This window comes from Caulobacter hibisci, assembly GCF_016135805.1.
GTDB classification, from domain to species: domain Bacteria; phylum Pseudomonadota; class Alphaproteobacteria; order Caulobacterales; family Caulobacteraceae; genus Caulobacter; species Caulobacter hibisci.
This window is the reverse complement of record NZ_JADWOX010000001.1, coordinates 662423-685438: the sequence shown is the minus strand read 5'-3', so window position 1 is coordinate 685438 and position 23016 is coordinate 662423. Positions and strand designations below refer to the sequence as shown.

At 69.6% G+C, this 23016-nt stretch carries 28 protein-coding genes; 6 read left to right on the top strand and 22 right to left on the bottom strand.

Annotated elements, in window-relative coordinates:
* The 6 genes from I4Q42_RS03290 to crcB form a co-directional block, all read right to left on the bottom strand.
* A partial coding sequence (locus I4Q42_RS03290) for a carboxyl transferase domain-containing protein (protein WP_332873003.1) occupies positions 1-444 on the bottom strand: 444 nt, incomplete at its 3' end.
* Between the two features lie 73 nt (positions 445-517).
* A complete protein-coding gene (locus I4Q42_RS03285; protein ID WP_198574602.1) occupies positions 518-844 on the bottom strand; it encodes a YnfA family protein in 327 nt (108 codons plus the stop codon).
* Positions 845-849: 5 nt separating this feature from the next.
* Entirely contained in the window at positions 850-1578 is a 729-nt protein-coding gene (locus I4Q42_RS03280) for an ATP12 family chaperone protein (protein ID WP_198574601.1), read from the bottom strand.
* Positions 1579-1734: 156 nt separating this feature from the next.
* Positions 1735-3225: a putative 2OG-Fe(II) oxygenase gene (locus I4Q42_RS03275; protein ID WP_198574600.1), complete on the bottom strand. Its 1491-nt coding sequence runs from the start codon at positions 3223-3225 to the stop codon at positions 1735-1737.
* Positions 3222-4211 carry an RluA family pseudouridine synthase gene (locus I4Q42_RS03270; RefSeq protein ID WP_198574599.1) on the bottom strand — a complete coding sequence of 330 codons (990 nt, stop codon included), beginning with the start codon at positions 4209-4211 and terminating at the stop codon, positions 3222-3224. Before I4Q42_RS03270 ends, I4Q42_RS03275 begins: the two co-directional genes overlap by 4 nt.
* Positions 4208-4594, bottom strand: coding sequence for a fluoride efflux transporter CrcB (crcB, locus tag I4Q42_RS03265; protein ID WP_198574598.1), 387 nt, complete (start codon positions 4592-4594; stop codon positions 4208-4210). The genes I4Q42_RS03270 and crcB overlap by 4 nt, the downstream gene beginning before the upstream one ends.
* A 112-nt stretch (positions 4595-4706) precedes the next feature.
* Between crcB and I4Q42_RS03260 the strand changes: the two genes are divergently transcribed.
* Both I4Q42_RS03260 and I4Q42_RS03255 read left to right on the top strand, forming a co-directional pair.
* Positions 4707-5861 carry a TonB family protein gene (locus tag I4Q42_RS03260; protein WP_198574597.1) on the top strand — a complete coding sequence of 385 codons (1155 nt, stop codon included), beginning with the start codon at positions 4707-4709 and terminating at the stop codon, positions 5859-5861.
* Between the two features lie 148 nt (positions 5862-6009).
* Complete coding sequence (locus I4Q42_RS03255) at positions 6010-7230, top strand: hypothetical protein (RefSeq protein WP_232792789.1); 1221 nt, start codon at positions 6010-6012, stop codon at positions 7228-7230.
* A 6-nt stretch (positions 7231-7236) separates the two neighbouring features.
* Here I4Q42_RS03255 and I4Q42_RS03250 read toward each other — a convergent pair whose 3' ends face one another.
* The 11 genes from I4Q42_RS03250 to I4Q42_RS03205 all read right to left on the bottom strand — a co-directional run bounded on the left by I4Q42_RS03250 (position 7237) and on the right by I4Q42_RS03205 (position 15114).
* Positions 7237-7683 (bottom strand): hypothetical protein, encoded by a 447-nt coding sequence (locus tag I4Q42_RS03250; protein WP_198574595.1) that lies wholly within the window; start codon positions 7681-7683, stop codon positions 7237-7239.
* A gap of 49 nt (positions 7684-7732) precedes the next feature.
* Entirely contained in the window at positions 7733-8242 is a 510-nt protein-coding gene (locus I4Q42_RS03245) for a CC0125/CC1285 family lipoprotein (RefSeq protein WP_198574594.1), read from the bottom strand.
* A 38-nt stretch (positions 8243-8280) separates the two neighbouring features.
* A complete protein-coding gene (locus I4Q42_RS03240; protein WP_198574638.1) occupies positions 8281-9087 on the bottom strand; it encodes an RluA family pseudouridine synthase in 807 nt (268 codons plus the stop codon).
* The gene (locus tag I4Q42_RS26290) at positions 9080-9211 is read right to left on the bottom strand and encodes a hypothetical protein (RefSeq protein ID WP_269816440.1); all 132 of its coding nucleotides are present in this window, start codon (positions 9209-9211) and stop codon (positions 9080-9082) included. Before I4Q42_RS26290 ends, I4Q42_RS03240 begins: the two co-directional genes overlap by 8 nt.
* Complete coding sequence (locus I4Q42_RS03235) at positions 9208-9435, bottom strand: hypothetical protein (RefSeq protein WP_198574593.1); 228 nt, start codon at positions 9433-9435, stop codon at positions 9208-9210. Before I4Q42_RS03235 ends, I4Q42_RS26290 begins: the two co-directional genes overlap by 4 nt.
* Positions 9436-9507: 72 nt before the next feature.
* On the bottom strand, positions 9508-10809 hold the full coding sequence (locus I4Q42_RS03230; protein WP_198574592.1) for a replication-associated recombination protein A: 1302 nt from the start codon (positions 10807-10809) through the stop codon (positions 9508-9510).
* 68 nt (positions 10810-10877) lie between these two features.
* Entirely contained in the window at positions 10878-12314 is a 1437-nt protein-coding gene (locus I4Q42_RS03225) for a Do family serine endopeptidase (protein WP_232792788.1), read from the bottom strand.
* Positions 12315-12410: 96 nt separating this feature from the next.
* Entirely contained in the window at positions 12411-13676 is a 1266-nt protein-coding gene (locus tag I4Q42_RS03220; RefSeq protein ID WP_198574590.1) for a TCR/Tet family MFS transporter, read from the bottom strand.
* Between the two features lie 178 nt (positions 13677-13854).
* A complete protein-coding gene (locus I4Q42_RS03215; RefSeq protein WP_198574589.1) occupies positions 13855-14328 on the bottom strand; it encodes an SRPBCC domain-containing protein in 474 nt (157 codons plus the stop codon).
* Positions 14325-14645 carry an ArsR/SmtB family transcription factor gene (locus I4Q42_RS03210; RefSeq protein ID WP_198574588.1) on the bottom strand — a complete coding sequence of 107 codons (321 nt, stop codon included), beginning with the start codon at positions 14643-14645 and terminating at the stop codon, positions 14325-14327. Before I4Q42_RS03210 ends, I4Q42_RS03215 begins: the two co-directional genes overlap by 4 nt.
* Before the next feature lie 19 nt (positions 14646-14664).
* Positions 14665-15114, bottom strand: coding sequence for a VOC family protein (locus I4Q42_RS03205; RefSeq protein WP_198574587.1), 450 nt, complete (start codon positions 15112-15114; stop codon positions 14665-14667).
* 243 nt (positions 15115-15357) lie between these two features.
* On the opposite strand from I4Q42_RS03205, the gene I4Q42_RS03200 reads away from it, so the two are divergent.
* Positions 15358-16194 carry a hypothetical protein gene (locus I4Q42_RS03200; protein ID WP_198574586.1) on the top strand — a complete coding sequence of 279 codons (837 nt, stop codon included), beginning with the start codon at positions 15358-15360 and terminating at the stop codon, positions 16192-16194.
* Between the two features lie 104 nt (positions 16195-16298).
* Here the strand turns inward: I4Q42_RS03200 and I4Q42_RS03195 are convergent, their stop codons facing one another.
* A complete protein-coding gene (locus I4Q42_RS03195) occupies positions 16299-17564 on the bottom strand; it encodes an alkaline phosphatase family protein (protein ID WP_198574585.1) in 1266 nt (421 codons plus the stop codon).
* 159 nt (positions 17565-17723) lie between these two features.
* Between I4Q42_RS03195 and I4Q42_RS03190 the strand changes: the two genes are divergently transcribed.
* From I4Q42_RS03190 to I4Q42_RS03180, 3 genes are read left to right on the top strand one after another with little or no spacing between them, the layout of a single operon-like run.
* Positions 17724-18626 (top strand): ABC transporter ATP-binding protein, encoded by a 903-nt coding sequence (locus I4Q42_RS03190; RefSeq protein ID WP_198574584.1) that lies wholly within the window; start codon positions 17724-17726, stop codon positions 18624-18626.
* Complete coding sequence (locus tag I4Q42_RS03185; protein ID WP_198574583.1) at positions 18616-19422, top strand: ABC transporter permease subunit; 807 nt, start codon at positions 18616-18618, stop codon at positions 19420-19422. Before I4Q42_RS03190 ends, I4Q42_RS03185 begins: the two co-directional genes overlap by 11 nt.
* Complete coding sequence (locus tag I4Q42_RS03180; RefSeq protein ID WP_198574582.1) at positions 19419-20072, top strand: hypothetical protein; 654 nt, start codon at positions 19419-19421, stop codon at positions 20070-20072. Before I4Q42_RS03185 ends, I4Q42_RS03180 begins: the two co-directional genes overlap by 4 nt.
* 134 nt (positions 20073-20206) lie before the next feature.
* On the opposite strand, the gene I4Q42_RS03175 is transcribed toward I4Q42_RS03180, so the two are convergent.
* The 4 genes from I4Q42_RS03175 to rpsK all read right to left on the bottom strand — a co-directional run bounded on the left by I4Q42_RS03175 (position 20207) and on the right by rpsK (position 23011).
* The gene (locus tag I4Q42_RS03175; RefSeq protein ID WP_198574581.1) at positions 20207-20671 is read right to left on the bottom strand and encodes a nuclear transport factor 2 family protein; all 465 of its coding nucleotides are present in this window, start codon (positions 20669-20671) and stop codon (positions 20207-20209) included.
* A 251-nt stretch (positions 20672-20922) separates the two neighbouring features.
* A complete protein-coding gene (gene rplQ, locus I4Q42_RS03170) occupies positions 20923-21336 on the bottom strand; it encodes a 50S ribosomal protein L17 (protein WP_101715823.1) in 414 nt (137 codons plus the stop codon).
* Positions 21337-21532: 196 nt separating this feature from the next.
* On the bottom strand, positions 21533-22549 hold the full coding sequence (locus I4Q42_RS03165) for a DNA-directed RNA polymerase subunit alpha (RefSeq protein ID WP_198574580.1): 1017 nt from the start codon (positions 22547-22549) through the stop codon (positions 21533-21535).
* A gap of 72 nt (positions 22550-22621) precedes the next feature.
* Positions 22622-23011, bottom strand: coding sequence for a 30S ribosomal protein S11 (rpsK, locus tag I4Q42_RS03160; RefSeq protein ID WP_004616890.1), 390 nt, complete (start codon positions 23009-23011; stop codon positions 22622-22624).
* Between the last annotated feature and the right edge of the window lie 5 nt (positions 23012-23016).

Here is a 23016-nt window from a genome sequence, read left to right as displayed (position 1 = left end):
GAGGAAGATGTCGGCATAGCCGGCCAGGGAATCCACGCCCTCCTGGATGCGCGCGCCGCCGGCGTCGAACAGGCCGATGATCGGCGCGCCGGCCTTCATCGCCTGGCGCTGGACCTTGACGATCTTGGCCGCGTGCGCGCCGGACAGGCTGCCGCCGAACACCGTGAAGTCCTTGGAGAACACGAACACGACCTTGCCGTTGATCGTGCCCCAGCCGGTCACCACCCCGTCGCCGGCCACCTTCTGCTCGGCCATGCCGAACTCGACGCCCCGGTGCTCGACGAACATGTCGAACTCCTCGAACGAGTCCTCGTCGAGCAGCAGGTCGATCCGCTCGCGCGCGGTCAGCTTGCCCTTGGCGTGCTGGGCGGCCACGCGGCGTTCGCCACCGCCGGCCCGGGCCTGCTCACGACGACGATCCAGCTCTTCGAGGATGTGTTGCAAGGTCGTGGGCTCCAAGCAGGGACTGGAACCCAAAGGCGTAAAGAGCCCCGGCGGGGCTGGCAAGGCTTGGGGACTAGGCCGTGCGGGGTCCGAACAGGATGATCGCCGCGCCGGCCAGGCAAACCACCGCCCCGATCAGGTCCCAGCGGTCGGGCCGCACCTGCTCGACCGTCCGCATCCAGACGATGGACGACAGGATGTAGATGCCGCCATAGGCCGCGAAGGCCCGGCCGGCGGCGTCGGCCTCGACCTTGGTCAGCAGCCAGGCGAAGGCGACCAGGGCCAGGACGCCGGGGACCGCCCACAGCGCCGAACGGCCCTGCCGAAGCCAGGTCCAGAAGGCGAAGCAGCCGCCAATCTCGCACGCGGCCGCCAGGACGTAGACGAGGAGGCTTCTCACCGGCCCTACCGGCGAAGGGCGGCGAACCACCGCTCGAGCACGGCCGCCTCGACGGCCAGGGCGGCGGCGCGGTCGACGGCTTCCTGGTCCTGGCCCCAGTGCTCGGCCTGGAAGATCTCGTCCAGGCGAGACAGGTCCATCGCCTTCTGGCCGGTGACGCGGCCCGCGCGCACGGCCAGGGCCAGGACGGTCGAGCCCAGCAGGCCGGCGGCATAGGCCACGCCGGCTAGGCTGAAGTCGTCCAGGGTCAGGGCCAAGGCCTCGACGGCGGCCAGGGTCGCCGGCGGCTGCGGCGCGTGGATGATCCCGGTCACCGGTTGCAGGGCCAGGCCATGCTCGGCCTTGGCCCAGTCGAGCATGGCGCCCCACTCGCGGTCCTGGCGCTCGACCAGGGGCGTGGGGTTGTCGGCCCGGTAGCAGAGCAGGTCCGAGCCGGCATAGGCGGCGACCTCGCGGGCCACCTCGGCCCGGGTCTCGGCGATGCGGTCGATGGCGGTGAAGGCCAGGCGCGTGGCCGGCATGGCCGTGGAGTCGATGACCTTCTCCTGGGCCTCCCACTCGGCGGCGACCAGCTGGGCCAGGGCCAGGGTCGGCAGGGCCAGCGGCTTCTTCTGCGGCGACTTGGGCGTGCGGCCGTCGAGCAGCACCGGGAAGGCGCCGTCCTTGGCCTCGCCGGCGGTCGCGGCCTTGTAGAAGCGGCGCGGCTTGTCGATCAGGTCGGGCTTGTCGGACACGGGAGGCTCGTTGCTTGGTTCAATGAACCTCCCCCTGTGGGGGAGGCGATCGCGCAGCGATCGGAGGGGGGGCGAAGGTCGATATGGCCGGTTTTTCGGAAGCTGAAAACGGCCCCCCACCGGCCTTCGGCCGCCTCCCCCAGAGGGGGAGGTTGTTTAGGCCGGAACCGCGTCGAAGGCCATGGTCAGGCGGCGCGTCTCGCCGGTGAAGGGCACGGTGCCGTGCCACATGTAGGACGGGAACAGCACCAGGGTCCCCGGCGCGGGCTTCACGGCGTGCTCCGCGGCCAGTTTCGGCAAGGTCGCGCAGCCGGGCTGGCCGAACTTGATCCAGCCTTCGCGCTTGTCGGCGTCGTCCACGCCTGGCGGCAGGTCGATATAGAAGGCCGAGGAGATCCAGCCCTGGGGGTGGACGTGGTCAGTGTGGAAGCCGTTCGGCTTGAGGCTGACCGACCAGCCGCCCTGGATGGCCGCGCGGCCGGTGCGGCGGCTTCGCAATGGATCGCTCCCCTTCCCGATCTCGGCGGCGTAGCGCTCGACCGTGGCCAGGGCGCTGGCGAAGAAGGCCTGGAACAGGGGCTCAGGCGAGACGTGCAGCGACTGCACCTGGGCGCCGCCGCGCAACGACTGCTGCAGGGGGTGGGTCTCCAGGTCGTGCATTTGCCCGAGACGCGCGCGCAGATCGGCCAGGAAGCTATCGAGGTCGGGCCAGCCTTGCGGCGTCGGCAAGACGTAGGGGCGAACGAAGGCGCCATAGTCGTAGAGCGCCCCATGGCGGGGATCGCCGAGGATACGCCATGCCGTGGCCTGGATGGCCAGGGCGTGCTGGTCGTGCGGAAAGGCGGTCAGGACCGAACCGGCGGCGGCCGAGGCGCCGGCCGCATCGCCCGTCGCCAGCAGGGCCTCGGCCAGGGTCTTCACCACCGGAGGGGCGCCGGGCGCCCGGCGCGCGGCGGCCTGGGCGTGGGCCAGCCCCTCGGCGGCCTCGCCGAGTTCGGCGGCCACATGGGCCGCGCTCAGCAGCAGCTGGACGTCGCCCGGATGGCGGCGCAGGCCTTCGTTCAAGCTGTCGCGCGCCCGGGCCGGCCGGCCGGCGAACTCTTCGACCAGGGCCTGGACGTGCACCAGGCGCGGATCCGACTGCCGGGCCAGCACGGCCTTCAGCGGATCCAGGGCGTGGTCGAGATCGGCGGTGCGCATCCAGCGCAACTGGGCCAGATCGCGATGGGCGTCGACGAAGGCCGGGCGGCGGGCGATGGCGGCCTGGAAAGCGGCCTCGGCCTCGTCGTAGCGATGCTGAAACTGGATCGCGCGGGCCAGGACCAGCCAGGCCTCGGGCGCGTCGAGGCCAAGTCCCATGGCCTTGCGCACCGCGGCCTCACCTTCCGCCTGGCGGCCGAGATCGCCGTTGGTGGCGGCCAGATTGTACCAGGCCAGGCGGTCCTGCGGCGCGGCGCGCACCGCCCGCTCGTTGAACGGCAGGGCCTCGGCGTGGCGGCCCAGGCCCTTGAGCGCGGCGGCGTGGACGATCAGCAGGCCCGGCATGGCGCTGGGCCGCGCCGCGCCCGCCGTCGTCAGGGCGAGCGCCGGCTCGGCCTGCCCTCGCCCGAGCAGGTCCCAGGCCTGGCGGACGAGGTCCTGGCTCATCGGCGCTTGGTCTGCCGCCGGGCGAAGGGATCCTGCTCGGCCTCGTCTTCCGAGAAGCCGAACTTGGCGAAGCCGGCCTGCATCTCGGGGCTGAGCGGGGCCTCGACGTGCAGCATGCCGGCGCTGGGGTGCGGCAGCAGGATCGAGCGGGCGTGCAACTGCAGCTTCAGCCCTTCCGACAGCTGGGCCGACTTCTCGTCGCCGTACTTGGGATCGCCCAGGATCGGGTGGCCGATGGCCTTCATGTGGGCGCGCAACTGGTGGGTGCGGCCGGTGTGCGGGCGCAAGGCCATCCAGGTGACGCGCGGACCGGCGCGGCTGATGGTGACGAACTCGGTCTCGGCCGGCGAGGCGTCCTTGTCCTTGGGATCGGCGGGCACGACGATCTCGCGATCGTTGACGCCGCGCTTGGCTAGGTGCAGCTCGATGACGCCTTCCACCGGGTGCGGGTTGCCGGTGACGATCGCCCAGTAGGTCTTCTGGGCCTTGCGCTTGGCGAAGGCGCCCGACAGGCGCGCGGCGGCGCTGGGAGTCTTGCCCAGCAGCAGCACGCCGGAGGTGTCGCGGTCGAGGCGGTGGACCAGGCGCGGGCGATCGACGCCCTCGCCCCAGGCGCTGAGCAACTTGTCGATGTGCTTGGTGGTCTTGGTGCCGCCCTGGACGGCCAGGCCCGCGGGCTTGTTCAGCGCCAGGACGTCCTCGTCTTCATACAGCACCAGCGAGCGGGCATAGGCGATGTCGCGCGGCGACAGCTTGCCCTTGTCTGCCGGATCGGGCGCGTCGGGCAGCGGCGGCACGCGGATCTGGCTGCCGGCGGCCAGCTTGGTGTCGGCCTTGGCGCGCGAACCGTCGACCCGGACCTGGCCCGAGCGGAACAGCTTGTTGAGCTGGACGTGGTTCAGGTGCGGCCAACGGCGCTTGAACCAGCGGTCCAGACGAACGCCGTCCTCGCCGCCTTCGACGTAGAGGGTGCGGACTTCCTTCATGCAGCGAACATCCTGCGGGCGAGATAGAGGCCCGCGAAAAGGGCCGCGAGCGCGAGGATCGCGCTGGCGGCGGTGTAGGAAAAGGCCTGACCGTAGGCGCGCTTCTCGATCATCAGCGCGGTGTCCAGCGAGAAGGCCGAGAAGGTGGTGAAGCCGCCGAGGACGCCGACGCCCAGGAACACCCGCAGGGTCTCCTGCTCGCCGGTCGCCTTGAGCGCCAGCCAGCCGGTCAGCATTCCCATCAGGAAGCCGCCGACCAGATTGACGGTCATGGTTCCCCAGGGCCAGCCCGGGCCGATCCAGCGCAGCGCGGCCGCACCCACGAGATAGCGGGCGACGGAGCCGGCGGCGCCGCCCACGGCGACGAGAAGCACCTTGGTCATGGCCCCCTTATGCGCCGCCCCGCCCCTGACGCCAAGGTGCGAACGCCAGGGCGGCTTGACCCGGCCGCTCCCGCCTGCATAGCGTCACGCCAAACGCTCCCGCGGAGATAGCATGCGTCGCCGGCTCGCCTTCACCCTGGCTCTATGTGTCATCGCCGCTCCGGGCGCCCTCTCCGCTTCCGGCGCCTTGGCGTCTCCCCTGCCCATTCCGCCGCCGATGCAGCGGCAGGACATGGTCCAGCGGATCCTGTCCTACGGCCCGCCGCCGAGCGTGGCGTCGTGCGACGGCCGCAAGGTGGGCGTCGTCGCCAGCGCGCCCTTCGCCCCGGAAGTCAGCACGGCCTATCTGCCGGCGGGATCGGCCCCCGACACCCCCGCGCGGGGCGACCGCCCGGTGAGCGCGGTGACCTTCGGCATCGACGCCAAGGGCGCGCCGACCGATCTGAAGCCGGCGAGCGACGCCCCGGCGTCCGACGAGGTGATCGCCGGCGTCGCCCGCTGGCGGTTCATGCCGGGCCAGCCGGTCGGCGGCTGCCGCATCGAGGTGTCCCAGACCTACACGCTCCAGGCCAAGGCCACGACCGCCACCCTGCTGGAGGTGGTCGCCCGGCGGAAGCGCGAGCCCCTAACGGGGGTGCGCGCGGCGATCTCCGAGCGGGGCGACTGCGGTCGCGCGCCGCGTCGCATCCCGGCCCTGACCAGCCATCCGGACCTGCGCTCGTTCGAAGGGCGCGACTTCGCCGCCCCCTGGGCCGGCGTGCTCTACGACATCGACGCGGACGGCGAGGTGCGCAACGTGCGCATCGCGACCCAGGGCGGCGATCCGGTGCTGGCCGACCTGGCGGCCGCGTCGATCGCGGAGTCGCGCTTTCACCCCGGCCGGCCGGTGACCGGCTGCTACGGCGCCTTCTCGGTGCGCCCCAAGACGGCCGAGGCGACGGCCAAGGCCTATCCGAAGGCGCTGGCGGTCCCGACAGAACGTGATTGCTCGGGCGTCCGGTCGGCGGCGCTCAATCTCTCTGTGGAGCGCAGCTATCCACGCAACTTCGCCAGGCAGGCCGTCGAAGGCTGGGCGCTTCTCCAGTTCGACATCACTCCGGAAGGCCGCGTCGGCCCGGTCGAGATCGTCGCCGCCCAGCCCGCCGCGACCTTCGGCTACGCCGCGCGCCTGGCGCTGCAGGGCGCCCGTCCGGATCCGTCGATCTGGGGGCGCACAGGCTGCCTGGTTCCGGTAACTTTCGCCATGAAGGGCCGCGCCAAAGATTAACAGGTCAAAACCAAGCGGAGCCTTATCGGGCAAGGCCTTGAGGACAAGGTAAAGACGACCTCAACCTTGTTCCTGCACCGGAGGTTAAGGGCGCTCGGGGCAGGCTCTGATCTCACCCCTCGAATCCCACGGTCCGATGCCCGCCTCCATGCCCCCCACGGACGACACGACCGAACGCCTGGCGCTGCCGCCGGCGATGCTGAGCCGACTGGCCGCCTCAGACCTGATCGGGCGCGGTTCGGTCAACGTGATCAGCATCAAGGCCGTGCGCCGCTGGGCCGGCGACTGGTGGGACCAGAAGCGCACCGACGTCTGGACCTATGTCGAGCGGAAGCTGAACGAACATCTCGACCGGGCCGACCTGCGGGGGCGGGTCAGCGAGGACGACTTCCTGATCGCCACCCACAACGACCAGGGCCTATCGGCCCAGGCCGCCAGCATCCGCATCCTGGAAGACGTGCTGACACACCTGCTGGGCGCGGCCGAGCTGAAGGACATCGGGGTGCGCTCGGTGATCGGGGTCGAGGCCAGCGGCATCGTCTGCCGCACGATCGATCCGTCCGTGGTGCTGGCCGCCCGCGCCCGACGCGATTCCGAACGCTCGCCGTTCCGCGTCGAGATGGACGACAGCGACGACATGCGCCGCACGCCGGTGGCCTTCACCACCAGCGGCGGGGCGGCCCTGCGGGTCGACTTCGCGCTGGAGCACGTGATCGGCCTGCGCCGCAACATCACCACCGCCATTCGCGTCGAGCCGATCGTCACCCATCTGGGCACCGGCCGCTCGATCAGCGGCCGGGCGATCACCAAGCTGGCCGACAAGGACATCGCCTTCATCGACGAAGCGACGCTGCGCTACGGCGCGGCCTTCGCCAAGGCCGCGCAGGGCAACGACCGTCCGGACCTCGTCCTGCCGGCCTCGTTCCGCACCCTGGGCACCCAGCGCGGCCGCGACCTGCTGACCGGCACCTCGGGCCTGTCGCTGGCCCTGCTGCGCGGCGGCGTGATGATCGAGCTGGTGGACGTGACCCGCGGCACCCCCGCCGGCCGCCTGCTGGAAGTGGTCGGCCTGCTGAAGGCCCTGACCCGCGGCGTCGTCGCCCGCGTGCCGCCCGACAAGGAAGCCTTCAAGCACCTGCGCGACGCCCGCCTGGCCGGCCTGACCCTGGACGCCTGCGACCTGGGCGGCCCGGCCGAGAAGATCGCCGCCGACATCATGGCCTTCGGCCGAGAGGCCCGCGGCCTGGCGCCGATGGTCAGCCTGCAGGGCCTTCCCCAGGAAGGCTATTTCGCCGCCGCCGAGACCGCCGGCCTCAGCCACGCCTCGCTGCGGGCGGTGCATCCCTATGCGGCGCGTGCGGCGGCCTAGGCCCGATCAGCCTTCCAGGGCGCGACAGACGCGGACGGCGACGAAGCTGGCTCGTCGCCCGTCGCGGGATCGAAGCACCAGCCGCGAAGCGTCGCGCTTTTCCACCTTCGGCAGACCGCGCAGCAGGTACCAGGCTTCGTCGAGCGCGCGCTCCATCCGCGCCGCCTCGCGTTCTCTCGCCGCGCGCTGCCTTGGCGTGCCGTACAGGTCGGGATGCCAGGACTGCCAGCCCTCGTCGCGCAGGTTCTCGAGCTGCAGGGTCTCGCCGACCATGGAATAGTCGGCGACGCGCACGTGGTTGTCGGCCGGAACCCGCACTCGGCCATCCGCCATCTGGAAGCAGGCCGCCGAGCGCCCCGCGCCGCTCGCCCAGAAAGTCGGCGGGTCACGAGGCTGGGCAAGCGCCGGGCCGGCGGTTGCAAGCAGCACGACGATGCAAAGGGCGAGCCGCATGGGAGCCTCCGCCGCGAACGCTAGGTCCGGCGCTGCGGCGGCGCAAGCGTCAGATCCGGCCCATGCCCTTGCCGATGGTGTTGACGACGCTCTGGGCGTCATAGGCCTCGCCGGGCGGGCGGGGCCCCTTGCCGAACACGACTTCCAGCGTGGTGCTGAGCGCAGGCCCCGGGCCGAGGTTGAAGCTCGTGCCGACGCCCAGGCCGACGCTGGAGCGGCGGCCATAGCCGCCCGATCCGCCGCCGATCGAGAAGGTCGGGCCGCCGCCCCCTCCCCCGGTCGACTGGGTGACGCGGTCGGCGACGCGGAACCAGGGATAGCCCTCGGCCAGGGCCAGCTCGGCGGCGCGCAGCAGGGCGTAGTCGGTGACCTGGCCGACGGGCGCGCCCGGGCCGCCGCGGAAGGTCACGCGATAGCGCCCCTCCTCCATCCTGTACTGCGCGAAGCCGACGTCAGTCGCCGTGGCCTGGGGCCGATAGACGGTGGGCTTGGCGGTGGCGCAGGCCCCGAGGACCAGGACGCTGGCGACGAGAGCCGGGGCAAGGCGGGCGATCTTCATGGCGCTTCTCCCTTGCCTTCCAAACGGCCTGGCCAAGTTCAGCGTTCCGGGATCGCCAGGTCCAGCTTTTCGAGCACGGCCTTGAAGTCGTCGGGAACCGGGGCCTCGATCCGACGCTCGCCGCCCTCGGGATGCGGGAAGACCAGCCGGGCGGCGTGCAGCATCAGGCGCGGGACCGGCGCGCCGGCCAGCATCAGCGCCCCGCCATAGCGGCTGTCGCCGGCGATCGGCCGGCCGATCGAGGCCATGTGGACGCGCAACTGGTGCATGCGGCCGGTATCGGGGGAAAGCTCGACAAGCGCGGCCTGGGCGTTGGCGGCCAGGGTGCGATAGCGGCTGCGGGCGTTTTCCGCGTCGGGGTGATCGTCCTCGCAGACCCGCATATAGGCCTCGCGACCGATGGACTCGCGGCGCAGGGCCTTGTCGATCTGGCCGCCGCGCGGCTCGGGCGCGCCCGGCGCGACGATGGCCAGGTAGGTCTTGCGGAAGCGCTTGCCCATCAGGGCCTTGCCCAGGAAGGTCGCCGCCGGCTTGGTGCGGGCGGTGAGGATCACGCCCGAGGTGTCGCGGTCCAGACGGTGGATCAGGCGAGGCCGCGGCCGGTCGCGGCGGGCCAGGGCCCACAGCAGGTCGTCCAGCGTATGGGCCTTGATGCGGCCGCCCTGGCTGGACAGGCCGGCGGGCTTGTTGAGCACGAAGACGCTGTCGTCCTCGTGGATCACCAAAGCGCGCGTGAAGGCGATCTCGTCGTCGGTGAGCGCGATCGGGGTGTCGGAGGCCTTGGGCTTGGGCGCGGCGGGCGGACGGCGGGGCGGACGTGGCGCGCCCGTCTGGGACTTACTCAGCGGAGTGCTTCTCTCGTTGCCGGGCTTCCAGCTCGTTCAGCTCTCGCTTGAGGAACAGAGCGTAGACGCCGACGGCGATGCCAATCGGTCCGAGTATGTAGATCATGGCCTCAAGCGGCGTCATGACTTTTCTCCGTGTGGAGCAGCATACCACGCCAGGAGGTGAAACACGATCGCGAGCCCGATGCCCACATAGCTGGCGGTCTTGAAACCTGCGCCCTTGATGTAGGGGTCGATGAAGGACGCCCCCATGATCGCGTAGCCGTAGGTCGTCACGTTCGTGGTGAAGAGCTTGAGGCGGATCACCAGATCGGCCTTGCGCTTCTCCGGATCGACAGCTCTGGCCATTGCCGCCTCTACGTCGCCATTGCGCGAACAAATAGAGAACAATTATAGGGCGAGCGCAAGCTGAAACTCGCCCTACTTACCACCCCGCCGCATCTGGCTCCAGTGGTCCAGGCGCTCCTTGACCTTGGCCTCGGCGCCGATCGGCTTGGGCTCGTAGAATTTCGGGCGGGCCATGCCGTCGGGGAAGTAGTTCTGGCCCGAGACGCCGCCCTCGACATCGTGGTCATAGGCGTAGCCGTCGCCATAACCGAGGGTCTTCATCAGCTTGGTCGGCGCGTTGAGGATATGGGCAGGCGGCGTCAGGCTGCCGGTCTCCTTGGCGGCGCGGCGGGCGGCCTTGTAGGCGGTGTAGACGGCGTTGGACTTGGGCGCGCTGGCCATGTGGACCACGGCCTGGGCCAGGGCCAGCTCGCCTTCGGGCGATCCCAGGAAGTCGTAGGCGTCCTTGGCGGCGGTGGTCAGCAGCAGGGACAGCGGATCGGCCGCGCCGATGTCCTCGGACGCCATGCGCACCAGGCGGCGGGCGATGAACAGCGGGTCCTCGCCGCCCTCCAGCATCCGCGCCAGCCAGTAGAGGGCCGCGTCAGGATCGCTGCCACGCACCGACTTATGCAGGGCCGAGATGAGGTTGTAGTGCTCCTCGCGGTCCTTGTCGTAGGCGGGACGGCGCTTCTGCAGCAGCTGGCCCAGCTGGGTAGGATTGAGCGGCGTGTCCGTGCCGATCGACAGCAGGGTCTCGGTCAGGGTCAGCAGGTAGCGGCCGTCGCCGTCGGCCATCGCGATCAGCACCTGGCGGGCCTCGGCGTCGACCGGCAGCTTGCGGTTCTCGGTCGCCTCGGCCTTGGCCAGCAGGCTTTCCAGCGCCGGCTCGTCGAGACGCTTGAGCACGAAGACCTGGGCGCGCGACAGCAGGGCGCCGTTGAGCTCGAACGACGGGTTCTCGGTGGTCGCGCCCACGAGGGTGACGATCCCCTCCTCAACGAATGGCAGGAAACCATCCTGCTGGGCGCGGTTGAAGCGGTGGATCTCGTCGACGAACAGCAGGGTGGACTGGCCGGCCTGGCGGCGCATGCGGGCCTGCTCGAAGGCCTTCTTCAGGTCGGCGACGCCGGAGAAGACGGCCGAGATCTGCATGAACTCGTAGCCGCCGGCCTTGGCCAGCAGGCGGGCGATGGTGGTCTTGCCGGTGCCGGGCGGGCCCCAGAGGATCATCGAGGCCAGGCGGTGGGCGGCCGCCATCCGGCCGATCGGGCCGTCTGGGCCGAGCAGATGCTCCTGGCCCACTACTTCTTCGAGGCTCTGGGGACGCAGACGGTCGGCCAGCGGCGCGGGCGCGTGGGGCGTCAGGCCGGCGGCTTGGAAGAGATCGGACATGGGAGAAGATGTAGGGGTTTCGCCCCCCTGCGGGAACCCTCTCCCGCAGGGGAGAGGGTTCGCCGGGACTAGGTCCGGAAGCGCGCCGAGATGCGCTGGCCGCCGCGCTCGATGACGACGGTCCAGGTTCCCGTCTCGCCACGGACGGCGGCGGCCAGGTCGGCGGTGCTGTTGACGGCCTTGCCGTTGACCTCGCGCACGAAGTCGCCCGGGCGCAGGCCGGCGTTGAGCGCGAAGCCCTGGCCGACCTTGGTGACCAGCACGCCCTTGCCGGCGAAGGCGTCGGCGCCGACGTCCTGGGCGGCGGCGGGCGACAGGTTCAGCACCGTGGCGCCCTCGAAGGGGTTGCGGCCGGTGATGGTGCGCTCGTCCTTGGCGGGGGTTTCGGGCGCCGCGTCGGCGCGGACGGTCAGGGTCTGCTCGCGGTCGCCGCGGCGGACGACCACCGGCACCCGGTCGCCGATCTTGTGGGTGCCGATGGCGAAGGCGCCGCCGCCTTCGTCGTTCACCGGCTGGCCGTCGATCGACAGGATGACGTCGCCTTCCTTGATGCCGCCCTTGTCGGCCGAGGCGCCGGGATAGACGTCGGAGATCAGCACGCCGCGCGGGGTGGACATGCCCAGGCCCTTGGCGATGTCGCCGGTGACCGGCTGGCCGCGCACGCCCAGCCAGGGCCGCACGACGCTGTGGGCGCCGCCGAGCGCCGTGGAGACCACCTGGCGCACCACGGCCGCCGGAATGGCGAAACCGACGCCGCTGGACGAGCCCGAGCGCGAGATGATGAAGGTGTTCACCCCGATCAGGTCGCCATCCATGTCGACCAGCGGACCGCCGGAATTGCCGGGATTGATGGCCGCGTCGGTCTGGATGTAGCTGCCGAACTCGGCCGCGCCGACGTCGGTGCGGGCCAGGGCCGAGACGATGCCGTTGGTGACGGTCTGGCCCACGCCGAACGGGTTGCCCAGGGCCAGAACCAGGTCGCCGACCTCGAGTTGCTCCTGGTCGTCGATGGCGATTGTCGGCAGGCGCTCGCCCTTGGTGTCGATCTTCAGGACCGCCAGATCCGAGCGCGGGTCGTCGAGCAGCACCGTGGCGGGGAACTCGCGCCGGTCGGCGAGCTGCACGGTGATGTCGCTCATGTTCTCGATATTGTGGTGGTTGGTGATGATCACCCCGTCGGCGCGGACGACGGCGCCCGAGCCGAGCGAGCCCTGCACCTGGGCCCGGGGCGCGCCGCCGCCGCCGCCCATGAAGAAGTCCCAGAAGGGGTCGCGCGACTGCTGGCGCTGGACGACGCGGCGGCTGGCGACGTTGACGATGGCCGGGGCCGTCTTCTTCACCACTGGGGCGAAGGAGGCCTTCATCGACATCGGGTCGGTCGGCGACTTGCGGGTCGGCTGGGCGAGGTCGGGGATGGACTGGGCCTGGCTGCGCGAGGCCGGATCCGAGCAGGCGGCCAGCAGGGCCAGGGTCGGGATCAGGACGCGAAGGGCGGGCTTGGACAAGTCGATGGCTCCGTCAGTCTTCTTCAAGGCGCGCCTGGTCCAGGCACGCGTGCTCGCCCCTCTAAACAGCGGAGGTTTCGGGCGCATTCAAGGCCTTCAGCGCACGGGATCAAGGCCGGGTTCCCCGGTCGGCAGGCTGGCGCGCCGGGTGCGCAGGATGACGAACAGGCCGGCCAGGGCCAACAGTCCAGCGATCACCAGCGGCAGCCCCGGCAGGTGCAGGCTCTGCTCGTGTCGGACGGCGAAGGCCAGGGAGAGGCCGTAGAGCACCGGCCCGACGATGGCGGTCAGGCCCATGATGGCCGAGTTGGCGCCCTGCAGCTGGCCCTGCTCGCTGGCCCCGACGCGCTTGCTCATCATGCCCATCAGGCCGGGCTGGATCAGGGCCGAGAAGGCGCTGACGGCCAGGCCCGAGGCGAAGATCCAGCCGGTCGGGGCGAGGGCGAAGATCCCGAACGAGACGACGAAGCAGATGAGCCCGGCGATCACCGCCCCGCGCTCCTTCAGGCGATCGACGATCGGCCCGATCAGCACGGCCTGGACGATGACGCCCAGCACGCCCGACAGCATCATCAACAGGCCGATCTGGGCGGTGTCCCATCCGAAACGGTAGCCGGTGTAGAGCACGAAGATGCTGGGATAGGCGTTGTGGGCCAGCTGCATCAGGAAGCTGACCACGCCCAGGCGCGGCAGGTCGGGATGCGAGCCCAGGAGCTTCAGCGAACCGACGGGGTTGGCCTTTGTCCAGTCGAAACGAACCACACGGCGTTCGGGCGGCAGGGATTCCGGCAACACCAGCAGGCCGTACAGCCCGTTCAGCAGCGCCATGCCGGCGGCGACCCAGAATGGCAGGTGCAGGTCGATCTTGCCCAAGACCCCGCCCAGGGCCGGGCCGACGATGAAGCCGGCGCTCCAGGCCGCGCCGATCAGGCCGAAGGCCTTGGCCCGGCCGTTCTCCGGCGTGACGTCTGCGATATAGGCGCCGGCCGCCGAGAAGCTGGCCGCCGTGGCCCCGTGGATGATCCGGCCCAGGAACAGCCACCACAGGCTGGGGGCCAGGGCCATGAAGATGTAGTCGATGCCTAGGCCGAAGATCGAGATCAGGATCACCGGCCGGCGGCCGTAGCGGTCGGACAGCATGCCCAGGATCGGCGAGCAGACGAACTGCATCACGCCCCAGACCATGCCGAAAGCGGCGGTCCACTGGGCGGCGTCGTCGGTGCGGCCGCCAGCCATGGACTTCACCAGGCTGGGCAGCACCGGGATCATCAGGCCCAGCGACAGCACGTCCATCAGGGCGGTGATGAAGATGAAGCCCAGGGCGGCCTTGCGGGCCGGATGATGGGCGATGGGTTCTGACATGAGGCCTCCCTGGGGGCGGGATGTTTGACCGCGTGGCGGATAGTGGGCAAGGGCTACCGCCCCTGTTCTTGGCCGGCTTTTTCTCCGTAAAACCCCCGCGAAAGCGGGGGCCCAGGTGTTTTATCGTCGAGCGCCGTGGGCTTCAGAAAAAGCCTGGGTCCCCGCTTTCGCGGGGATTTTACGGATGGAGATGGCTCGCCAAGCCCTGCAGCAGCCCCGTCCACCACTGGCCGTGGCGCAGCAGGAACAGCTGGTTGGGGAAGCCGTGGCGAGCCACGTGCTCGGCCGGAACGGTCTCCCATCCGCGGTGCTCGACGGTGACGCGGGTCTCTTCCCCGACGGCCTCGAAGCGGACCTCGACCTCGGTGTCCATGCCGGGGGCGAAGGCCGCCTGGCGCCAGCCGAACACCAGCCGCTCGCCCGGCGTCCAGACGCGAACCTGCCCGATCTCGAAGACCTTGCCCGAGGCCAGCCGCTCGACCAGACGCGCGCCCTCCCCTGCGCCCTCGAAGGCCAGGACGCCCGGCGAGCGCGGGGTGAACGAGAACAGCGGATTGGGCCGCCACCAGGCGCCGATCTCGCCGACGAAGGCGTCGAACACCCGAGCGGGCGCGGCCTTGATCCGCAGGGCCACCAGGATGCGGGCGCTCATCCCTCGGTCTCCAGGTGGGCCTTCAGCGCCAGGAGCTGGTCGCTCCACAGCGCCTCCGCGGCCGCCGCCCAGGCCTTGAGCTCGGCCATGGGTCCGGGCTTGAGGGCGTAGACCCGCACCCGGGCGTCGAACGGCGGGTGGCTTTCCTCGACCAGTTCCGCCTGGCGTAGCGCACGCAGGTGTCGGCTCATGGCCGGCGGCGTCAGGCCCAGGGTTTCGGCCAGCTCGCCCGCCCGGCGCGGGCCGTCGGCCAGCAGTTCCACGGTGCGCCGGCGGTGCGGGTCGGCCAGGGCCGCCAGGGTGCGGTCGATGCTCATCGCCGGAACAGGTCCAGGATCACGCCCAGCCCTGGATCTTCAAACCTGTGGCCGCCTCAGCCTCCTCGCGAGTGACCGCCTGGACGGTCTGGCCGATGGTCCAGATGTGTCCCTCCGGGTCGCGGCAGCGATAGGTGCGGTCGCCGTAGAACTGGGTAGCCGGCTCGGCGAGGATCTCGGCGCCGGCGGCGCGGGCGCGCTCGCAATGCTTGTCGACGTCCTCGTCGATATGGATGTGCACGGTCTGGGTGTTCTTGCCGCCCAGCGAGGCGGGGCTAGCGTGGTCGGCGCTCCACTCGTTGCCGACCATCACGTGGCTGTCGCCGAACGTCATCTGCGAATGGGCGAGGTTGCCCTCGCCGTCCTCGATCAACAGCACCAACTCGAAGCCGAACGCCGCTTGGAGCCATTTCAGGGCGGCCTTGGGGTCGCGGTAGCTGAGGGCCGAGGTCAGACCGGTGCGGGCCATGGCGCGCCTCCATTTTCAGATACCGACAATATTTCACTCAAAACAAAACTAAATGCAATAATGCCGAGCCGTGCAACACAAGGCCGGCACACGTAAAACTTTCAACTTGTGAGTTTACATGCTCGCGAGCCCTATGCCGCCGTATCCGCGCCCCAGGGGATCCTGTTCGCGAAGCCAGTCGGCGCGCTTAGCCCATGCGTCCAATCCAGCCAGCTTTTCCCCGCACCGACGGAAAGCACGCGCATGCCCACGGTCAACATCCTGATCGTCACCGACGCCTCGAGCGGCGGCTACAATCGCACCGTGCCGCCCACCATAGGCGAGCAGTTCCATCTCGGCGAGTTTGTCCACGTCCTGCGGAACACCGATTGGGACGGCTTCGACATCCAGATCACCAAGGCCCATCGCGACAATCCGGCGGGCGCCGGGACCGACGTGGTCAATTTCGACTTCTCGACCCACGACCTCAATCAGTACGACGAGATCTTCCTGTTCCCGATCGTTCGCGACGGCGGCGCGAACAACGCCTCGCCCGCTGAAGTGGCGGCCATCGCCCGGTTCATGGACCGCGGCGGCGGAGTGTTCGCGACCGGCGATCACGAGAACCTAGGCGCGAGCCTGTGCCGCGGCATCCCGCGCGTCCGCTCCATGGCTGGTACTGGCCCAACCCAGGACCGCTGGGCGAGCAGCCGGCCCCGGTCGGCACCATCGGCGAGAACAATCTCCAACTGCGTCACGATACCCTGCGCGAGGGCCCCGACGATCCGGACGCCGACTACGAGTTCGACGATCAGTCGGACAACCGCGGCCAGGAGATCTATCCGCGCTGGTTCAGCTCCTCGGCCGCAGATCAAGGAGCGGGCCGAGGTGCTGGATCAGCGGCTGGAGGTCGACGCCAAGATCTTCGCCGACGTGATCGTGGGCGCGGCGGTGCTGGCCGCGGCGGCCCAGGAGGGCAAGGACGACCTGAAGACCTGGCTGGCGGACCTGGAGACCCTGTCGATCCAGGGTCCGCGAAGTGCGCCGCGCCCTGGCCGAGAGCCAGAAGCGCGCCGCGTCGATGGTCTCGCTGCTCGATGAGCGGGCCCTGCTCAACGAGCCGACCCTGACCAAGGTGTAGAGAGGTAGCGGGGGAAGGCGCGGCTCGGCGCTTCGCAAGCGACGAGCCGCGCCGTCTTTCCGGTCTAGCGCAGGGCGCCGGCGACCGGAGCCAGGCGGCCGTCGACCTTCTCGCCGCGCACGCCCATCACCTTGGCCAGCAGCGGATAGACGTCGACATTGTCGAACACCGGCAGGGTCTTGCCCGACTTGAAGGCCGGACCATGGGCGACGAACACCGCCCGCATCAGCGGGTCGGCGTTGTCGTAGCCGTGCGCCCCGCCGTCGCGCGCGCTCTCATCGTCGTCATCCTTCTTCTTCTTTTTCTGCGAGGCGGCGGTGGTGATGTACCAGCCGGTCTGGGCCGAGCAGACGATCGGGCCGATGCGGCGGTTGGTTCCGTAGTGAAGTCGGGCCGGGATCTTGCCCTTCTCCCAGCAGGTCATGTGCGGGTGCGGCTTGACCAGGGCGGCGGTGACGGCCGCTTCCTCGCCGGGCTTGGGATAGAGGCTGGCGATGGCGCCCAGGCCCACATAGCGCAGCTTGGAGACGTCGACCGACTCGTCGAGCACCACGCGCTGGCTGGCCGGCAGCGGGGCCATGCCGTGGTCGGCGACGATGACCAGGTTGGTGCGCTCATAGAGGCCGCGGGCCTTCAGCCCCTCGACCAGGCGGGCGATCGCCGCATCGACCGTGGCGGCGGAGGCGCGCACCTCGGCCGAGTCCGGGCCGTACTTGTGGCCGGCGCTGTCGACGATGTCGAAATAGAGGGTGGCCAAGCCCAGGGGCGCGTCCTTGCTGTCGTCCAGCCAGGACAGCAGGGTGTCGACGCGGTCGTTGGACGGCAGCTTCTGGTCGAACTTGTTCCAGCGGGTGGGCCGCACGCCGGCGATCTCGGCTTCCGAGCCCGGCCAGAACATCGTGCCGGCGCGCACGCCCTGCTTCTCGGCCGTCGCCCAGATCGGGGTGGCCATGCTCCACCAGCGGGTGTCGGTGACGGCGTCGTGGTTCGACAGGGTGAAGGTCACGCCCGGGATCTGGGGGTCCTCCATCGTGTTGCTGACGATGCCGTTGTGGTCGGGGCGCATGCCGGTGACCAGGGCGTAGTGATTGGGGAAGGTCAGGGACGGGAACGAGGGCCGCATGGCCGCCCGCACGCCGTCGTCGGCCAGGGCCTTGAGGGCCGGGGTGTCGCCGCGGTCGAGATAGTCGGCCCTGAAGCCGTCGATCGAGACCAGGATGGCCAGGGCCGCCTTGGGCGGCACGCCCTCCGCGACCGGTCGCGGCGCGGTGGCGCAGCCGGAAAGAACGACGATCGCCAGAAAAGCGGCGACACGGGAAAGCACGGTCATGGCCAGGCCCAGAAACGAAGACTTCCGCCCCTATAGAACAGCTCGACAACAATTCGTATTGCGGCGAGCAAACAACTTGGCCGACCACCGTTTCCTCGCCCATAGTCGCGCCAAGTTCATAAGGGAGTCGCCGATGTCGCCGAGCCGGGATCGCGCCGCATGAGTTTCGCGCTCGAAGCCGAAGGGCTGACCAAGACCTATGGCGCCGTGCGGGCGCTGGACGACCTGAGCCTGAAGATCCCCGCCGGCGGGGTGTTCGGCGTGCTGGGCCCCAACGGGGCGGGCAAGAGCACCCTGTTCCGCATCGCCATGGGCCTGGTGCGGCCGAGCTCGGGCGTCGCCCGGCTGTCGGGCGCGCCGGCCGGCCACGCCTCGTCGCTGCGCCGCGTGGGGGCGATGATCGAGACCCCGCGCTATCCGCCCTACCTGACCGCCCGCGACGCCCTGAAGATGCTGGCCCTGGAAAGCGGCGCCCGCGACGTCGACATCGACGGCTGGCTGGACCGGGTGGGCCTGACCCACGCCGCCGACCGCAAGACCTCGACCTTCTCGGTCGGCATGAAGCAGCGGCTGGGCCTGGCGGCGGTGTTCTTCACCCGCCCGTCCCTGGCCATTCTCGATGAGCCGACCAGCGGCATGGACCCGGCCGGCATCCAGGAGATCCGCGAGCTGATCCGCCGCCTGGCGGCCGAGGAAGGCGTGACCATCATCCTGGCCAGCCACCAGCTGGACGAGGTGCGCCGGGTCTGCGACCGGGTGGCTATCCTGTCGAAGGGCAAGCTGGTCGCCGAAGGACCGGTCGAGACCCTGACCGGCCAGAAACCCGCCCTGAGACTCGTCGCCGCTCCGGTCGCCCAGGTGCTGGAGCTGCTGGGAGACCAGGGCCGCGCCGACGGTCCCGACGCCGTGCTGGCGACCATCGAGCGCCACGAGGCCCCTGCCCTGATCCGCGCCCTGGTCGGCGCCGGCGTCGACATCCACGAGGCCCGCTGGCGCGAGGCCGACCTGGAAAGCGCCTATCTCGACATCCTGCAAGCCAAGGAACCGGCCGATGCTCGCTGACGCCTTCGCCGCCGAGCGCTTCCGGCTGCTGCGCGACCGCGGCGCGCTGTTCTGGGGCGTGGTCTTCGCCCCCGCCGCCGGCCTGGTGCTTAGCATCGGCGGCGAGCTGTTCGCCCGCCGCCTGATGAAGGGCGCGCCGGTCATTCCGGTCGACCTGGTCGGGCGGATGGTCAAGGCCCTGGCCGGCGGCGCCTCGCCGATCACCGGCCTGTTCGTGCTGATCCTGGCCGCCGCCGTGCTGGCCGGCGACTATCGCTGGGAGACCTGGCGGCTGCTGACCCCGCGCAACGGCCGCGCCAACCTGCTGCTGGCCAAGCTGGCGACGGCCGGCGTCGCGGTGGCGGCCAGCCTGCTGCTCTACGCCCTGCTGGCGGCGGTGGGCGGCCTGTTCAGCGCGGCGACCAGCGGCTCGCCGTTCACGGCCTATCATGGCGAGGCGCTGAGCGACCTGGCCGGCGCCTTCGCGATCAGCTGGCTGCAGCTGATGGTGCTGGTCGCCCTGGCCGCCGTGGTCGGCGTCGTCACCCGCTCGACCATGGGCGCGCTGGTCGTGGGCCTGGTCTTCGCCTTCGCCCAGTCGATCGTCGCCTCGCAGCTGCGCGAGCCGACCTGGAAGGCGTTGGCGATCCCGGCCTTCTCCGGCGACCTGCTGAAGACGGCGCTGCTGATGCCGCACAGCGTCACCGACGATCCGGTTCCGTGGGCCGCGGCCCTGGCCGTGCTGCTGGCCTGGGCGATCGGCCTGTCGGCAGCGGCGCTGGCCCTGTTCCAGCGACAGGATCTGACGCGGGAATGAGGGGCGTCCTCCCGCTGCTAGCCGTGGCGACCGCGCTGCTTGGCGGGGGCGTGGCCACGGCCGCGCCTTCGGCGGACTTCGTCCTGTCCGAAGCCCAGCAGAAGCAGGCCTTCGAGATCGCCATGGGACAGGGGATGGCGCAGGCCGAGGCGATGGGCCTGAGCCCGCTCGAGCCCCCCATGCCCAAGACGTGGCGCCCGGCCCGCTGCCGTCTGACCTCGATCGCCGACGTGGCGCTGTGCCGGGAGAAGGCTCTGCTCGGCCGCACCTGGCGCACGTCCGACGTCCGCTATGTGCGGGCCGCCGGCGACACGGGCTGGCTGCTGTTCGCGGGAAGCTACGAGACCGTGGCCGGGCGATATCGCCTGGCGTCCGACGCCCGGGGCGAGCGCCTGAGCCTGTGCTGGGAACGCGACGCCCTGACCTGCGAGACGGTGCTAGGGCCGCGCATCGACCAGTACGGCGGCAACGACCGCTACATCGTCCTCTCCCGCCGCGACCTGCCCGACGAGACCCCTCAGTTCTACTACGTTGAAGCCGCCAAGGACGGTGCGGGAACCGTGCACGGCCCGCTGACGGCCGACGCCTTCGCCCGCGAGAAGCTGGCCAGGGCCCTGCCGGAGTTCGACGGGATCATCGTCAGCCGGTGAGGCGGCTTCGACAGCCTGCCAAAAGCAGTCACTCGCGATGTCGGCTTGGGCGGATGCGCGCCATTGCCGCCCAACAATAGACCTGGATTGGTTCTTCCGGCGGACTCAAATTTTAAAGCTCCACGCGGAGCCTATCAATGCGGAGCCGCCTGTGGCGCAATCGCTGCTTGGCGAGACAGAAACCGCCAGCGGCCGTCGAGGAAGATGAAAACGTTGGTGTAGCGCCGCTCAAACGAACGATCTGCAAAGACCGCATGGTCCCGCGAGCCAGGCTTGGCGACGACGATTTCGTGACCCATCACTGTTCCAACGCCCCCAACTATACTGACGCGCTCGGGAACTCGTTCAAATTTTTCCTTGGCGATGGCGCCAGTTCTAACCGACTCGAAGAACTGTTCCCGATCGACGATCCGCCCACTGGGACCATTGATCAGCATGTCAGGATGAACGAGCGCCTTTAGCCCCGCGACGTCGGATTCGAACACCAGCCGCCGCTGCTCGGCGTCGGCGGCGCGCAGAGAAGCCTCATCCTGAGCGAGCGCCAGAGCAGGCCAAAGCAGGAGGCCCGTTGCGATCAGCTTGCCGGCCAAACGCAGCATGCTCGCCTCCTTGCGAAACACTGTTCCAAGGCAACGTCCTTACCACGCCGAACGGTGTTCGTCATTTGCCAGCGACTGAAATGCCACCGAGGTTGGGCGATCCACTTGGACGGCCGAGCGAGTGCTGCAAACGCCCAGACCGGCTCAAAGCACCGCCTAAGAACAGTGGAAAAGCGCTCCTGCCCCAAGCAGCAAAAAGGCCCCGGATCGCTCCGGGGCCTTTTCGTTTCAGCCGGTTAGGCCGAAATCTCTTAGTCTTCGGCTTCGTTGGCGTAGACCGGACCCGAGTCCTTGCCCTTTTCCGAGACGTCGCGATCGACGAACTCGATGACGGCCATCGGGGCGTTGTCGCCGTAGCGGAAGCCGGCCTTCAGGACGCGGATGTAGCCACCCTGGCGGTCCTTGTAGCGCGGGCCGAGGACCGCGAAGAGCTTGCCGACTTGTTCGACGTCGCGAACCGAGCTGATGGCTTGGCGGCGGGCGTGCAGGTCGCCGCGCTTGGCCAGGGTGACCAGCTTTTCGACGATCGGGCGCAATTCCTTGGCCTTCGGCAGGGTGGTGACGATCTGCTCGTGCTTGATCAGCGAGGCCGACATGTTGGCGAACATGGCGGTGCGGTGAGCCGAGGTGCGGCCGAGTTTGCGGTGGGCGTAACCGTGACGCATTGTCTTATCTCCTGGGCATTCAAGCCCGCAGCGGCGCCTAGAGGTCGGCGCCGATTGTCACCAGTCCCAGCTCGCCTCCCGGCCGGGTCACAACGAAGCGCCGGGGCCCTCCACCGCAGAGCGGCTTCAAAAGGCCCAGGCCGCCCTTCGACCTCATGGAGGACAAAGAGCGGCCCGGATTCAGCGCGATAGTGTCTTAGATCTGGTCGTCGAACTTCTTGGCCAGGTCTTCGATGTTTTCCGGCGGCCAGTTCGGCACGTCCATGCCCAGGTGCAGCCCCATGCCGGCGAGCACTTCCTTGATCTCGTTCAAGGACTTGCGGCCGAAGTTCGGGGTGCGGAGCATTTCCGCCTCGGTCTTCTGGATCAGGTCGCCGATGTAGACGATGTTGTCGTTCTTCAGGCAGTTCGCCGAACGGACCGACAGTTCCAGCTCGTCGACCTTCTTGAGCAGGGCCGGGTTGAACGGCAGCTCGGGCTTCGACTCGTCCGCGGCCTTGGCCTTGGGCTCTTCGAAGGTGATGAAGATCTGCAGCTGGTCTTGCAGGATGCGAGCGGCGTAGGCCACGGCGTCCACCGGGGTGACGGCGCCGTTGGTCTCGACTTCCAGGGTCAGCTTGTCACGGTCCAGGCGCTGGCCTTCGCGGGTCGGCTCGACCTTGTAGGCCACGCGCTTCACCGGCGAGTACAGGGCGTCGACGGCGATCAGGCCGATCGGCGCGTCTTCCGGACGGTTCTGGTCGGCCGGGACGTAACCCTTGCCGGTGTTGACCGTGAATTCCATGCGCACCGAGCCGCCCTCGTCCAGCGTGCAGAGCACGTGGTCAGGGTTGAGGATCTCGATGTCGGCCGGGGTCTCGATCTGGCCAGCGGTGACCGGACCGGCGCCCGTGGCGCGCAGGGTCATGCGCTTGGGGCCCTCGGCGTGCATGCGCACGGCGAGTTGCTTGATGTTCAGAACGATGTCGACGACGTCTTCACGAACGCCCTCGAGCGACGAGAACTCGTGCACAACGCCATCGATCTGGATGGCGGTGACGGCGGCGCCTTGCAGCGACGAGAGAAGAACGCGACGCAGGGCGTTGCCGAGCGTCACACCGAAACCGCGCTCGAGCGGCTCGGCGACGATACGAGCCTTGCGGGTCGCGTCGGCGCCGGTTTCGATTTGCGGCTTCTCAGGACGGATCAGCTCGTTCCAGTTTCTTTCGATCACGTGGTGTCCCTTGAACGCGACTCGCCGGCCGCGTTTCACGCAGCCGGCGAATAGAATTGGATCTAAAAAATACTAGACGCGACGACGCTTGGGCGGACGGCAGCCGTTGTGCGGGATCGGCGTGACGTCGCGGATCGTCGTGATGGTCATGCCGGCGGCCTGCAGAGCGCGCAGGGCCGACTCACGGCCGGAACCCGGACCCGAGACGTTCACTTCCAGGGTCTTCACGCCGTGTTCCGCAGCCTTCTTGCCCGCGTCTTCGGCGGCCATCTGAGCGGCGTACGGGGTCGACTTGCGCGAGCCCTTGAAGCCCATCATGCCGGCGCTCGACCAGGAGATGGTGTTCCCCTGCGCGTCGGTGATGGTGATCATGGTGTTGTTGAACGAGGCGTTCACGTGCGCCACGCCCGAGGTGATGTTTTTGCGTTCGCGCTTTTTAACGCGACCCGGTTCCTTGGCCATCGGTC

Bases quoted from the DNA above. Each gene is read 5' to 3' on its own strand.
- I4Q42_RS03205 (WP_198574587.1), bottom strand. From the start codon at position 15,114: ATGGCCCGCACCGGTCTGACCTCGGCCCTCAGCTACCGCGACCCCAAG.
- I4Q42_RS03220 (WP_198574590.1), bottom strand. From the start codon at position 13,676: ATGTCAGAACCCATCGCCCATCATCCGGCCCGCAAGGCCGCCCTGGGC.
- I4Q42_RS03250 (WP_198574595.1), bottom strand. From the start codon at position 7,683: ATGCGGCTCGCCCTTTGCATCGTCGTGCTGCTTGCAACCGCCGGCCCG.
- I4Q42_RS03245 (WP_198574594.1), bottom strand. From the start codon at position 8,242: ATGAAGATCGCCCGCCTTGCCCCGGCTCTCGTCGCCAGCGTCCTGGTC.
- I4Q42_RS03210 (WP_198574588.1), bottom strand. From the start codon at position 14,645: ATGAGCATCGACCGCACCCTGGCGGCCCTGGCCGACCCGCACCGCCGG.
- rplQ (WP_101715823.1), bottom strand. From the start codon at position 21,336: ATGCGTCACGGTTACGCCCACCGCAAACTCGGCCGCACCTCGGCTCAC.
- I4Q42_RS03185 (WP_198574583.1), top strand. From the start codon at position 18,616: ATGCTCGCTGACGCCTTCGCCGCCGAGCGCTTCCGGCTGCTGCGCGAC.
- I4Q42_RS03255 (WP_232792789.1), top strand. From the start codon at position 6,010: ATGCCCCCCACGGACGACACGACCGAACGCCTGGCGCTGCCGCCGGCG.
- crcB (WP_198574598.1), bottom strand. From the start codon at position 4,594: ATGACCAAGGTGCTTCTCGTCGCCGTGGGCGGCGCCGCCGGCTCCGTC.
- I4Q42_RS03260 (WP_198574597.1), top strand. From the start codon at position 4,707: ATGCGTCGCCGGCTCGCCTTCACCCTGGCTCTATGTGTCATCGCCGCT.
- I4Q42_RS03235 (WP_198574593.1), bottom strand. From the start codon at position 9,435: ATGGCCAGAGCTGTCGATCCGGAGAAGCGCAAGGCCGATCTGGTGATC.
- I4Q42_RS03180 (WP_198574582.1), top strand. From the start codon at position 19,419: ATGAGGGGCGTCCTCCCGCTGCTAGCCGTGGCGACCGCGCTGCTTGGC.
- I4Q42_RS03270 (WP_198574599.1), bottom strand. From the start codon at position 4,211: ATGAAGGAAGTCCGCACCCTCTACGTCGAAGGCGGCGAGGACGGCGTT.
- I4Q42_RS03275 (WP_198574600.1), bottom strand. From the start codon at position 3,225: ATGAGCCAGGACCTCGTCCGCCAGGCCTGGGACCTGCTCGGGCGAGGG.
- I4Q42_RS03215 (WP_198574589.1), bottom strand. From the start codon at position 14,328: ATGAGCGCCCGCATCCTGGTGGCCCTGCGGATCAAGGCCGCGCCCGCT.
- I4Q42_RS03195 (WP_198574585.1), bottom strand. From the start codon at position 17,564: ATGACCGTGCTTTCCCGTGTCGCCGCTTTTCTGGCGATCGTCGTTCTT.
- rpsK (WP_004616890.1), bottom strand. From the start codon at position 23,011: ATGGCCAAGGAACCGGGTCGCGTTAAAAAGCGCGAACGCAAAAACATC.
- I4Q42_RS03175 (WP_198574581.1), bottom strand. From the start codon at position 20,671: ATGCTGCGTTTGGCCGGCAAGCTGATCGCAACGGGCCTCCTGCTTTGG.
- I4Q42_RS03190 (WP_198574584.1), top strand. From the start codon at position 17,724: ATGAGTTTCGCGCTCGAAGCCGAAGGGCTGACCAAGACCTATGGCGCC.
- I4Q42_RS03200 (WP_198574586.1), top strand. From the start codon at position 15,358: ATGCCCACGGTCAACATCCTGATCGTCACCGACGCCTCGAGCGGCGGC.
- I4Q42_RS03230 (WP_198574592.1), bottom strand. From the start codon at position 10,809: ATGTCCGATCTCTTCCAAGCCGCCGGCCTGACGCCCCACGCGCCCGCG.
- I4Q42_RS26290 (WP_269816440.1), bottom strand. From the start codon at position 9,211: ATGACGCCGCTTGAGGCCATGATCTACATACTCGGACCGATTGGCATC.